Below are 11,664 nucleotides of genomic sequence, written 5' to 3' on the forward strand. Positions count from 1 at the left end.
CCGGTCCCATCCTTCATGAGGTGCCATCATGACCGAACAGTCGCCAAACGACATCTTCCACGCCTCCTCCTTTATGCAGGGGCACAATGCGGAATACCTCGAACAGATGTACGCCCGCTACGCCGCCGACCCCAATGCGGTTGACGAAGTCTGGCAGGAGTTCTTCCGCCAGCTCGGCGATGCGGAGCTTGATGTAAAGGCAGAGGCCGCTGGCCCCTCCTGGGCGCGCGCTGATTGGCCGCCACAGCCCAATGACGACTGGACCCAAAGCCTGACCGGCGAATGGGCGGAACCGGCCGAAGCCAAAGCCGCTGGCAAAAAGATCAAAGAGAAAGCCGCCGAAAAAGGCGTTGAGGTCTCTGACGAAGCCATCAAACGCGCGGTGCTGGATTCCATCCGCGCCCTGATGATCATCCGCGCCTACCGTATTCGCGGCCACCTGATCGCCGACATTGACCCACTGGGTATGCGCGACCAGACCCCGCATCCGGAGCTTGATCCAAAGTCCTACGGCTTCTCTGACGCCGACATGGATCGCCCGATCTTCATCGACAAAGTGCTGGGGCTCGACATCGCCACGATGCGCCAGATCATGGACATCGTGAAGCGCACCTACTGTGGCACCTTCGCGCTGCAATACATGCACATCTCCAACCCCGAAGAAGCGAGCTGGCTGAAAGAGCGCATCGAAGGCTACGACAAAGAAATCCGCTTCACCCGCGAGGGCCGCAAAGCGATCCTGAACAAACTGGTCGAAGCCGAAGGCTTTGAGAAGTTCCTGCACGTGAAATACATGGGCACCAAGCGCTTTGGTCTGGACGGTGGTGAAAGCCTGATCCCGGCCATGGAGCAGGTGATCAAACGCGGCGGCAACCTCGGCTTGAAAGAGATCGTGATCGGTATGCCTCACCGTGGCCGCCTGTCGGTCCTCGCCAACGTGATGGCCAAGCCCTACCGCGCGATCTTCAACGAATTCCAGGGCGGCAGCTTTAAGCCCGAAGACGTCGACGGCTCCGGCGACGTGAAATACCACCTCGGCGCCTCTTCAGACCGCGAATTTGACGGCAACGAAGTGCACCTGTCGCTGACCGCAAACCCCTCCCACCTTGAGGCGGTGAACCCGGTTGTTCTGGGCAAAGTTCGCGCCAAGCAGGACCAACTCAACGACGATGAACGCACCGCTGTGATGCCGATCCTGCTGCACGGCGATGCAGCTTTTGCAGGTCAAGGCGTTGTGGCAGAGTGTTTTGCGCTGTCCGGCCTGAAGGGCCACAAGACCGGCGGCACCATGCATATCGTGGTGAACAACCAGATCGGCTTCACCACCGCACCGCACTTCTCCCGCTCCTCGCCATACCCAACCGACAACGCGCTGGTTGTGGAAGCGCCGATTTTCCACGTGAACGGCGACGACCCAGAGGCGGTTGTACACGCGGCAAAAGTGGCAACGGAATTCCGTCAGAAGTTCCAGAAAGATGTCGTCATCGACATGTTCTGTTACCGCCGTTTTGGTCACAACGAGGGCGACGAGCCCATGTTCACCAACCCGGTGATGTACAAGCGCATCAAGAAGCACAAAACCACGCTGACGCTCTACACCGAACGTCTGGTGAAAGACGGCCTCATCCCAGAGGGCGAGATCGAGGACATGAAAGCCTCCTTCCAGGCCCATCTGAACGAAGAGTTCGAGACCGGCAAAGAGTACAAGCCCAACAAGGCGGATTGGCTCGACGGCCGCTGGTCCCACCTCGACAAACGCGGCGAAGACTACGAACGCGGCCAGACCTCGATCAAGCCAGAAACCATGGCGGAGATCGGCAAGTCCCTGTCCACCGTGCCAGAAGGCTTCCCGCTGCACAAAACCGTGGGCCGTCTTCTCGACACCCGTGGCAAGATGTTCTCCTCCGGCAAAGGCTTTGACTGGGCCACCGCAGAGGCCATGGCCTTTGGCTCTCTGTTGACCGAAGGCTACCCGGTCCGTCTGGCAGGTCAGGACGCCACCCGTGGCACCTTCTCCCAACGTCACTCCGGCATCATCAACCAGGACACCGAAGAGCGCTACTACCCGCTCAACAACATCCGCGCCGGCCAGAGCCAGTACGAAGTCATTGACTCCGCGCTGTCTGAATACGCGGTGCTCGGCTTCGAGTACGGCTACTCGCTGGCGGAACCTAACGCGTTGACGCTCTGGGAAGCTCAGTTTGGTGACTTCGCCAACGGCGCACAGATCATGTTTGACCAATTCATCAGCTCCGGCGAAAGCAAATGGCTGCGGATGTCCGGTCTCACCGTTCTGCTGCCACATGGTTTCGAAGGCCAAGGTCCAGAGCACTCCTCTGCCCGCCTGGAACGCTTCCTGCAGATGTGTGGTGGCGACAACTGGATCGTGGCGAACTGCTCCACGCCAGCCAACTACTTCCACATCCTGCGCCGTCAGCTACACCGCACCTTCCGGAAACCGCTGATCCTGATGACGCCAAAATCCTTGCTGCGTCACAAGCTCTGCATTTCTGAGGCGGAAGACTTCACCGATGGCTCCTCCTTCCACCGCGTACTGTGGGATGATGCTGAAAAAGGCAACTCCGACACCAAGCTGAAGAAGGACAAGGACGTCAAACGCGTCGTCATGTGCTCCGGCAAAGTCTACTTCGACTTGCTCGAAGAGCGTGACGCCCGTGGCATCGACGACATCTACTTGATGCGGATTGAGCAATACTATCCGTTCCCGGCCCACTCGCTGATCAAGGAGCTTGAACGCTTCAAAGATGCGGAAATGGTCTGGTGTCAGGAAGAGCCCAAGAACCAGGGCGCGTGGTCCTTCATCGAGCCCAACATCGAATGGGCCCTGACCCGCATCAAAGCCAAACACACCCGTCCGGTTTACGCAGGCCGCCCGGCCTCCGCCTCCCCTGCCACCGGACTGGCAAGCCAACACAAAGCCCAACAAGCAGCGCTGGTGGATGCCGCGCTCTCCATGGAAGGAAATTGATCCATGACCGAAGTTCGAGTCCCTACCCTTGGCGAATCCGTCACCGAAGCCACCGTTGCCACCTGGTTCAAAAAGCCGGGTGATGCGGTAGCCGTTGACGAAATGCTCTGCGAGCTGGAAACCGACAAGGTGACCGTCGAAGTCCCGGCCCCGGCTGCGGGCGTTCTGGGTGAGATCGTCGCTGCCGAGGGCGACACCGTGGGTGTTGACGCCCTGCTGGCGATGATCACCGCGGGCGAAGGCGCCGCACCAGCGCCAGCCGCAGCACCAGCCGCCGCAGCCCCTGCTGCCGGTGGTGGCGACGCGGTGGACGTGATGGTCCCAACCCTGGGCGAGTCTGTAACCGAAGCCACTGTGTCCACATGGTTCAAAGCCGTGGGTGACACTGTTGCGCAGGACGAAATGCTCTGCGAGCTGGAAACCGACAAGGTCTCCGTTGAGGTGCCTGCGCCTGCCGCCGGTGTGCTCTCCGAAATCCTCGCACCAGAAGGCACCACTGTGGACGCAAGCGCCAAACTGGCCGTGATCGGTGGCGCGTCTGCCTCTGCAGCCGCAGCCCCTGCTGCCGCTCCAGCTGCCGCAGCCGCGCCTGCCGGGTCCGCTGATGTCGAAAACGCCCCTTCCGCCAACAAGCTGATGGCGGAAAAAGGCATCGACGCCGCTTCCGTGACCGGCACCGGCCGCGACGGGCGCATCATGAAAGAAGACGTGCTGAAAGCCGCGCTGGCCCCGGCCGCCGCAGCCCCGGCCCCAGCCGCCGCGCCACGTGCACCGGTTGCTGCTGACGACGCGGCCCGTGAAGAGCGCGTGAAGATGACCAAGATGCGTCAAACCATCGCCCGTCGTCTGAAAGACAGCCAGAACACCGCAGCCATGCTGACCACCTACAACGAGGTCGACATGACCGAGGTGATGGCACTGCGCAGCCAGTACAAAGACCAGTTCGAGAAGAAGCACGGCGTGCGTCTCGGCTTCATGTCCTTCTTCACCAAAGCCTGTGTGCACGCGCTGAAAGAAGTGCCTGAGGTGAACGCAGAAATCGACGGCACCGACATCGTGTACAAAAACTACGTACACATGGGTGTGGCCGCCGGCACCCCGCAGGGTCTGGTTGTGCCCGTGATCCGCGACGCGGACGCCATGTCCTTTGCCGACATCGAGAAAGCGATCTCCGAGAAAGGCAAGCGCGCCCGTGACGGCAAGCTCTCCATGGCGGAAATGCAGGGTGGCACCTTCACCATCTCCAACGGTGGTGTCTATGGCTCCCTGATGTCCTCCCCGATCCTGAACCCACCGCAGTCCGGTATCCTCGGCATGCACAAAATTCAGGACCGTCCAATGGCGATCAACGGTCAGGTTGTGATCCGTCCGATGATGTATCTGGCCCTGTCCTACGATCACCGCATCGTGGACGGCAAAGGTGCTGTGACCTTCCTTGTACGCGTGAAAGAAGCGCTGGAAGACCCACGCCGCCTGCTGATGGATCTCTGATCTGATGGCCGACCTTCCTCACAGAGGGCAGCGCACGACCCTGGGTGGGCGTGAAGCGCCCTCCCGTGGGGAGGGTCGTGCGCTGCCCGTGCCTCACATGGCACGAGCGGAGGTGTGCTTTGAATCGCTGGGGTAAGTGTTCAAATAAAGAGAAGACTCTTCGCAGCCTAGTTTTCGGTACCTCGGCAATTCTTTTGTGCCTTGTCTGGCATCACGACATTTTGGCATGGCCAAAGGGAAGAGGGGCAGTTTTTCTTTTTCTTTGCTACGTCGGCTTTCCTCTTCAAACCATATTCTACGCGTTTCTATGGCGGGCTGACGTTCCGAAACAGGCTGAGAAAAAATGAAAGCTTCTTCTTACCTCAAATATCCCGGGGTAGAGGCATCGCAGATGCCTCAGGGGCAGCGCCCCTTCCCACACTCAGCCCCCCATTTCCCCACCTCCGCGATACAGACGCAATACCGACGCTATGCAGACGTGCAAAAATCGCCCAAACTGCCCCTATTGGAGAGACGCGCATTTCCCCTGCCCGCCGCTGGCCCCGCGCCGTGCGAGATGCAGGACATAGGAGGATAGACCATGCCCACCCATGTGCTCTGGCAAGCTGATGTTGCCGATTTTTCCGCCTGGCTCACCGTCTTCCAACAAGACGCCGCCAACCGCAAAGCCGCCGGGATTGTGGACCTCAACGTCTGGTCCGATCCCGACCGCGAAAATCACGCCATCGCGCTGTTTGCCATCGTAGACAAAGACAAGGCCCGCGCCTTTTTTGACAGCGAGGAACTCGCCATGCACATGGAGCGCGACGGCATCACCAACGTCACCGTTAAACTGTTGAAACCCGAATAAAGACCAACCATATCAAGTTCTTCATTGTGAGAGCTTTCCCACAAGACGGGGCATAATGCCCCTGCAATAGACCAAGGAAACACACCTATGGCTCAATATGACGTCATCATCATCGGCGCAGGCCCTGGCGGCTACGTCTCTGCAATCCGCTGCGCACAGCTGGGTCTGAAAACCGCCATCGTGGAAGGCCGCGAAACGCTGGGCGGCACCTGCCTGAACGTGGGCTGTATCCCTTCCAAGGCGCTGCTGCACGCAACCCACATGCTGCATGAAGCCGAGCACAACTTCGCCGACATGGGCCTGAAGGGCAAAAGCCCATCGGTCGATTGGGACCAGATGAAGGCGTACAAGACTGATGTTGTTGGACAAAACACCGGCGGCATCGAGTTCTTGATGAAGAAGAACAAGATCGATTGGCTCAAAGGTTGGGCCTCTATTCCAGCCGCCGGTCAGGTCAAAGTTGGCGACGATGTGCATGAAGCCAAGAACATTGTGATCGCGTCCGGTTCCGTGCCGTCTTCCCTGCCAGGTGTTGAAGTCGACAACGACAAAGGCATCGTGGTCGACAGCACCGGCGCACTGGACCTGCCAAAGGTTCCAAAGAAGATGACCGTGATTGGCGCGGGCGTGATCGGCCTGGAACTTGGCTCTGTGTATGCCCGTCTCGGCGCGGAAGTGACCGTGGTGGAATACATGGACGCGGTCTGCCCCGGCATGGACGCGGACGTACAGCGCACCTTCAAGCGTATCCTTGAAAAACAAGGCCTCAAGTTCATCATGGGCGCGGCTGTGCAGGGCGTGGACGCCACCAAAACCAAAGCCAAAGTGCGCTATCAGCCTAAGAAAGGCGGCGACGAAGAGGTTGTGGACGCAGATGTGGTGCTGGTTGCCACCGGCCGTAAACCCTTCGCCGAAGGCCTGGGTCTGGACGCGCTTGGCGTAAAAATGACCGAACGCGGCCAGATCGCCGTGGACGGCAAATGGGCCACCAACGTGCCGGGCATCTACGCCATCGGCGATGTGATCGAAGGTCCAATGCTGGCCCACAAAGCCGAAGACGAAGGCATGGCGGTTGCCGAGGTTCTGGCCGGTAAACATGGCCACGTGAACTACGGTGTGATCCCGGGCGTGGTCTACACCACCCCAGAAGTGGCCACCGTCGGTGCCACAGAAGCCGCGTTGAAAGCCGAAGGTCGCAAGATCAAGGTTGGCAAATTCATGTTTATGGGCAACGCCCGCGCCAAAGCGGTGCATCAAGGCGAAGGCTTTGTGAAAATCATCGTCGACAAAGAGACCGACCGCGTGCTCGGCGCCGCGATCATCGGCCCGGCGGCTGGCGACATGATCCACGAGCTCTGCGTCGCAATGGAGTTTGGCGCCTCAGCTCAGGACATCGCCCTGACCTGCCACGCACACCCGACCTACTCCGAAGCGGTCCGCGAAGCCGCGCTCGCTTGCGGCGACGGCGCAATCCACAGCTAAGTTGTTTATCTAGAACAACAAAGGGCGTCTCTTGGGGCGCCCTTAAGTTATGGAGGGCGCCGCATTGGTGGATCGTGAGAAGCTTTTGGGCGTCGTCTTGGGCGGGTTCGTGGCTGGACTCTTAACTTCGGCGGTAGCGCTGACACCCAAATCGAGGGCTGTGCAGATTGCCGAGTTCTTTGAAGACATCTGCATTCCAAATCACTACGGGCAACTAACCGAGTCGCCAGCGTCTTGGGGTTTTGAAACAGTAAAAGACACGGATGGCTCCCCCCTGTGGGTGCATCCCAAAACAGCCACTTTTCTCAAATTCGAACCGCGTAAATGTGGGCTAGAAACCCTCGCCCCTTACGCGCTCAGCGAAATCCAAGCACGCGAGTTACTGCGCCTATTAGAAGCGATCGTAAAACGACGGTTCCCGGAACTCTCGTACGATCCAAATGCTCAGATGGGATCTGTGCACAAGGGGTGGTCGAAGGGTCCGCCTGCGCATCCAAGCCGCTGGGGAGTCTTCTTTTTCGCCTATCCGGATTGGCTAGAAAGCGCCGGTAGCACTTTGTTTATCGTCGCACCAAAAGGTGAAGCTCTATGATTCACCACATGGTCTTCGCCGCCCGCGCGGCCCAGCCCGCGTCATAAGGCGCGCCGCCTTCGGCCCCATCGGTCTGCTCGGCCAATATCTGCCCCACGGTGGGCAGGTCAGCACTCTCGTCCTCAGACGCCCACAGCCCGGCCCGCATCACCGCCCGCGCACATTGCGTGTAGATCTCGCCAATCTTGATCACAATCACGGCGCGCGGATGCTTGCCTTGCACCTCAAAACTCTCGCACAGCGCGGCGTCAGTAGTCACCTTGGCAACCCCATTGACCCGCACCACGTTGTTGGAGCCCGGCACCATGAACATCAGCGATATGCGCCCGTCCGCTACGATGTTCCGTAACGTGTCGATCCGGTTGTTCCCGCGCCAGTCCGGCATTGCCAGCGTGTGTTCATCCAGTTCGCGCACCACAGGGCCATCGTCCCCGCGCGGGCTGCCGTCGGTGCCTTCCGGCCCCACAGTGGACAGCACACAAAAACGCGACGCCATAATCCACTTGCGATAGAGCGGCGTCATCTTCTGCGCCACTTTACTGACCGACGCCGAGGCCGGTTTGCCATAAAGTGCCTCTAACTCCGCAAGATCACTGACGTACTGCATCCGGATCAAACCCCGCTTCCACCATCAACGCATTGGAGCTGGTTTCAATTACGTCTTCCAACCGCTCCATAAACTCTTTCTGATCTGCACCCTGCTCAATAGGATCCAGAAACTCGACCACAGCCAGGCCCGGCTTGCGCAGCATCGTGCCCTTGGGCCAGAACATACCGGCATTGGTCGCCACTGGCACGGCCGTCTGGCCTGTCTCTTTATACAGCACATAGGGGCCAACCTTATACGGGACGTGCTCGCCCACTGGCACCCGTGTGCCCTGCGGATAGATAACAAGCTGCCCCGGCGGCACCCGGCCACTGTCCACATCCGCCAGCATCGCCTTGATCGCCGCACCGCGCTTGCCACGGCGCACCGGCACACAGCCCAAGCGCCACGCGTACACCCCGATGATCGGTGTGAAGAGCAGCTCATATTTCATGATGAACCGCGGCTGTGGCACCGCCTTGAAGATCATCATGATGTCAAGAAACGACTGGTGCTTCGCTGGCACCAAAACGGCCCCGCTCGGCACCGCGCCGCGCACCTCGGACCGAATGCCGACAAGCCAGCGCGCCGACCAGATCGCCCAGGTGGCGTAGGTGTTGCACGCCGCCATGGCCCCTTTAGAGGACAACAGCGCCCAGGGGAAAAACACAATCCCCATCGCCAGCATCACAATCGCATTCTGAACCACATAGATGATCGACATCACCCATTGAAACGCCAAGCGCATCAGGTCAACTCCCCTAGTGTACGTCGTGCCGCCGCGCCGGTGGCGAGATAGGCCACCACGCCCGCCAGCGGCGGGATCAGCGCCAAAAACGCCCAGCCGATGCCTTGGAACCCAAGCCCGGTGAGGAAGCCGCCGCTTTCTTGCGCCGAAGGCAGCAAGAAGACGGCCAAGGCCCCCAGTGCGGTGCCTACAGCGGCGCCCAGCAAGGCGCGCAAGGTAAAGCGCCGCACAAAGGCGCGAGCAATGTAGCTGTCCCGTGCGCCAATCAAACGCAGCACCGAAATCACCTGTGCATTGGCCGCCAGCGCTGCATTGGCTGCCAAGGTGATCATCGCCGCCGTGGCCGCCCCAATCAGGCCAATCGACACCCAGCCCAGCAGACGCAACCGCCCAGCGGCACGCTCCAGCGGACGCCGCCAACGGGTGTGGTCATCCAGCACCGCGCCGGGCACCTCCGCCTGCAGCCGCAGCCGCAAGCCAGCGCCATCATAGCCCTCTTCGGTCTCCACAATCTCGATCAACTGCGGGATCGGCAGGCTGTCCAGAGGCAAGTCCGGCCCAAACCACGGCGCCAACAGGCCGCGCTGCTCGTCAACACTCAAGGCCCGCGCCGAGGCGATCCCCGGTGTGCTCTCCAACACGGTCAGCGCCGCCGCTGTCTGCGCCGCCATCTGCTCTTCCGGTGCGGAAATCCGCAACGTGGAACTCTGCGCCAGCTCATCGCCCCAACGCGCCGCCAATCGGCCCGACGCCAATGACAACGCCAAAGCAAACACCGTCAAAAATGCCATGGCGCCTGCGGCAAACAAAGTCAGGCGCGCGGTAAATCCGGTTGGCGGCACCACGCGGTCGGCTTGGGCATCGCCCATAATCAGCTTGGAAAGCTGCAGACCCTTGCTCATAGATCCGCCCCCGCCAGCTGCAACTTACGCCCAGAAATCCGCAACACCCGCGCCTGCACATGATGTTTGGCAGAGCGGATTAGGTTCAGGTCGTGGGTCGCAATCAGGATGGTCTTGCCCATCTTGTTCAGTTCCACCAAAAGCTGCAGCAACCGCTGGGACATTTCCCAATCCACGTTACCGGTTGGCTCGTCCGCCAATACCACATCCGGCGACATGATCACTGCGCGGGCCAAAGCGGCACGCTGGCGCTCCCCGCCTGACAGCTCCGGTGGCAAGGCACTGGCCCGATGCCCCAAGCCCACCCAAGTCAAAAGCTCTTTCAGGTTAGAATGCTGCTCTAGGGAATCCCGGTCAGACACAGTCAAAGGCAAAGCCACATTTTCCCGCACCGGCAGGTGGTCCAAAAACTGGCAATCCTGATGCACCACGCCAATCTGGCGCCGCGCCAAGGCGTGGTCATCCCGATCCATCTCACGCACATCTTTGCCAAACAGCTGCACCCGCCCTGCCGTCGGGGTCAGCGCGCCGTAACACAGCTTCAAAAACGTGGTCTTCCCGGACCCGGACGGCCCGGTCAAAAAATGGAAAGATCCGGGTGCCAGTTTCAAGGACACCTCGCTCAGCAACTCGCCGCCACCGTAGCTATACGCAATATTGTCTAGTTCGATCACATGAGACCTCATTTGTCCCGATTGTTGTGCACGAGCATCGCCTTGGTTGCAATCTGTTCCACGCCGCCTTTGCACTTTCGCCAAGCGATGTTTCAGAATATGGTTCCTGAATAAAAGCAAGAACTTCGACAGCAGGGGACGAGTATGCGGCTCACTTGCCCAAATTGCGGGGCACAATATGAAGTGCCTGACGACATCATCCCAACCGGTGGGCGGGATGTGCAATGCTCCAACTGCGGCAACACCTGGTTTCAGGTGCACGCGGATATGCAGGCGGAAGAACCCGTTGAGGACGCTGTGGCGGATGTGGTCGCCGCGGCCAGCGAAGAAGCCACGCAAGACGACGCTCCCGCCCCCGAAGAAGAAGTCTTCGAAGAGGTCGAACCTCCAGAGCTCTCAATTGAAGCAGAGCCGGAGGACGAGAAGGATTTCTTCGAAGACGAGGACGAAGAAAACCCCGATGATCTGGATCTAGGGGGCGAAGACTGGGATCTGGAACCTGAGGAAGACTGGGCCGAAGAGAGCGCGCCTGATCAAGAGGATGCTCCAGCAGAAGCCGAAGAGCACCACGAGGACGTTGCCGAGACACCAGACGCGCAGGAAGAAGAGCGCGCGCCAGAGCCCGCTCCTGCTCCGGAACCGGAATTCGAAGGTGAGCCGGATGTCGCCGCTGATCTGGAAGACGACGTTGAGACCGACGCCCTCCCGGAAGACGACGGCGCAGTAGATGCAGAGCCGGAGCCAGCGCCCAAGCCGCGTGGGCTGGATGACTCGGTCAAAGACATCCTGCGCGAAGAAGTGGAATATGAAAGCCGCGCCCGCGCGGCTGAACAACCGCAAAGCCTGGAGACACAAGGCGATCTGGGTTTGGATCAGGGCGAAGACCGCCCCACAGCCACAGACCGCCGCGCAGATGAGGCCGCCAACCGGCTGCGCCGCTTACGGGGGCAAGACGATGCCGCCACCGCCGCTGCTGTGGCCGCGACCGTGCGCAGCGCCAAGGACACCCGTCGCGACCTGCTGCCGGATATCGAAGAGATCAACTCGACCCTGCGCACCTCTGGCGACACCCCGCGCAATCCGGATTTGGGTCAGAAAGCCAACAACAGCACCAGCCGCGCGCGGGGGTTCCGCCTCGGATTTGCACTGGTGATCTTGCTCGCGGGCGCAGCTGTCTTTGTCTACAGTTCCCATGACAGCCTGAGCCAAAGCTACCCGCAGGCTGCGCCTTACATCGACAGCTTTATGGCCTCGGCAAACGGTGCCCGTATCTGGCTGGACGACAAAGTGGCAGGTCTGTTTCTCAAGCTCAACGCCTTGACCGGACAGTCCTAACCGACTGTCCAGCGC

10 protein-coding genes are annotated in these 11,664 nt (G+C 60.2%); 6 read left to right on the plus strand and 4 right to left on the minus strand.

The genetic code is table 11. The annotated features are described in order from the left end of the window. Nucleotides 1-28 precede the first annotated feature (28 nt). The 5 genes from SIB92_RS09145 (at nucleotide 29) to SIB92_RS09165 (ending at nucleotide 7,404) form a co-directional block, all read left to right on the plus strand. A complete protein-coding gene (locus SIB92_RS09145) occupies nucleotides 29-2,989 on the plus strand; it encodes a 2-oxoglutarate dehydrogenase E1 component (protein ID WP_412555493.1) in 2,961 nt (986 codons plus the stop codon). A gap of 3 nt (nucleotides 2,990-2,992) precedes the next feature. Next, nucleotides 2,993-4,480 (plus strand): 2-oxoglutarate dehydrogenase complex dihydrolipoyllysine-residue succinyltransferase, encoded by a 1,488-nt coding sequence (odhB, locus tag SIB92_RS09150; RefSeq protein WP_412555494.1) that lies wholly within the window; start codon nucleotides 2,993-2,995, stop codon nucleotides 4,478-4,480. 580 nt (nucleotides 4,481-5,060) lie between these two features. Beyond that, entirely contained in the window at nucleotides 5,061-5,330 is a 270-nt protein-coding gene (locus SIB92_RS09155) for a hypothetical protein (RefSeq protein WP_412555495.1), read from the plus strand. A gap of 87 nt (nucleotides 5,331-5,417) precedes the next feature. After that, nucleotides 5,418-6,812, plus strand: coding sequence for a dihydrolipoyl dehydrogenase (lpdA, locus tag SIB92_RS09160; RefSeq protein WP_412555496.1), 1,395 nt, complete (start codon nucleotides 5,418-5,420; stop codon nucleotides 6,810-6,812). 67 nt (nucleotides 6,813-6,879) lie between these two features. Next, entirely contained in the window at nucleotides 6,880-7,404 is a 525-nt protein-coding gene (locus SIB92_RS09165; RefSeq protein ID WP_412555497.1) for a hypothetical protein, read from the plus strand. A gap of 1 nt (nucleotide 7,405) precedes the next feature. On the opposite strand, the gene SIB92_RS09170 is transcribed toward SIB92_RS09165, so the two are convergent. The 4 genes from SIB92_RS09170 to SIB92_RS09185 are packed head-to-tail and all read right to left on the minus strand — an operon-like array spanning nucleotide 7,406 to nucleotide 10,314. Then, the gene (locus SIB92_RS09170; protein WP_412555498.1) at nucleotides 7,406-8,011 is read right to left on the minus strand and encodes a pyridoxamine 5'-phosphate oxidase family protein; all 606 of its coding nucleotides are present in this window, start codon (nucleotides 8,009-8,011) and stop codon (nucleotides 7,406-7,408) included. Further along, the gene (locus SIB92_RS09175; RefSeq protein WP_412555499.1) at nucleotides 7,995-8,738 is read right to left on the minus strand and encodes a lysophospholipid acyltransferase family protein; all 744 of its coding nucleotides are present in this window, start codon (nucleotides 8,736-8,738) and stop codon (nucleotides 7,995-7,997) included. The genes SIB92_RS09170 and SIB92_RS09175 overlap by 17 nt, the downstream gene beginning before the upstream one ends. Continuing rightward, on the minus strand, nucleotides 8,738-9,640 hold the full coding sequence (locus SIB92_RS09180; RefSeq protein WP_412555500.1) for a cell division protein FtsX: 903 nt from the start codon (nucleotides 9,638-9,640) through the stop codon (nucleotides 8,738-8,740). Before SIB92_RS09180 ends, SIB92_RS09175 begins: the two co-directional genes overlap by 1 nt. Next, a complete protein-coding gene (locus tag SIB92_RS09185; RefSeq protein ID WP_294116448.1) occupies nucleotides 9,637-10,314 on the minus strand; it encodes a cell division ATP-binding protein FtsE in 678 nt (225 codons plus the stop codon). Before SIB92_RS09185 ends, SIB92_RS09180 begins: the two co-directional genes overlap by 4 nt. Before the next feature lie 183 nt (nucleotides 10,315-10,497). On the opposite strand from SIB92_RS09185, the gene SIB92_RS09190 reads away from it, so the two are divergent. Continuing rightward, nucleotides 10,498-11,649 carry a hypothetical protein gene (locus SIB92_RS09190; protein WP_412555501.1) on the plus strand — a complete coding sequence of 384 codons (1,152 nt, stop codon included), beginning with the start codon at nucleotides 10,498-10,500 and terminating at the stop codon, nucleotides 11,647-11,649. The last annotated feature ends 15 nt before the right edge of the window (nucleotides 11,650-11,664 follow it).

This window comes from Shimia sp. MIT1388, from assembly GCF_047124445.1.
GTDB lineage: Bacteria > Pseudomonadota > Alphaproteobacteria > Rhodobacterales > Rhodobacteraceae > Shimia.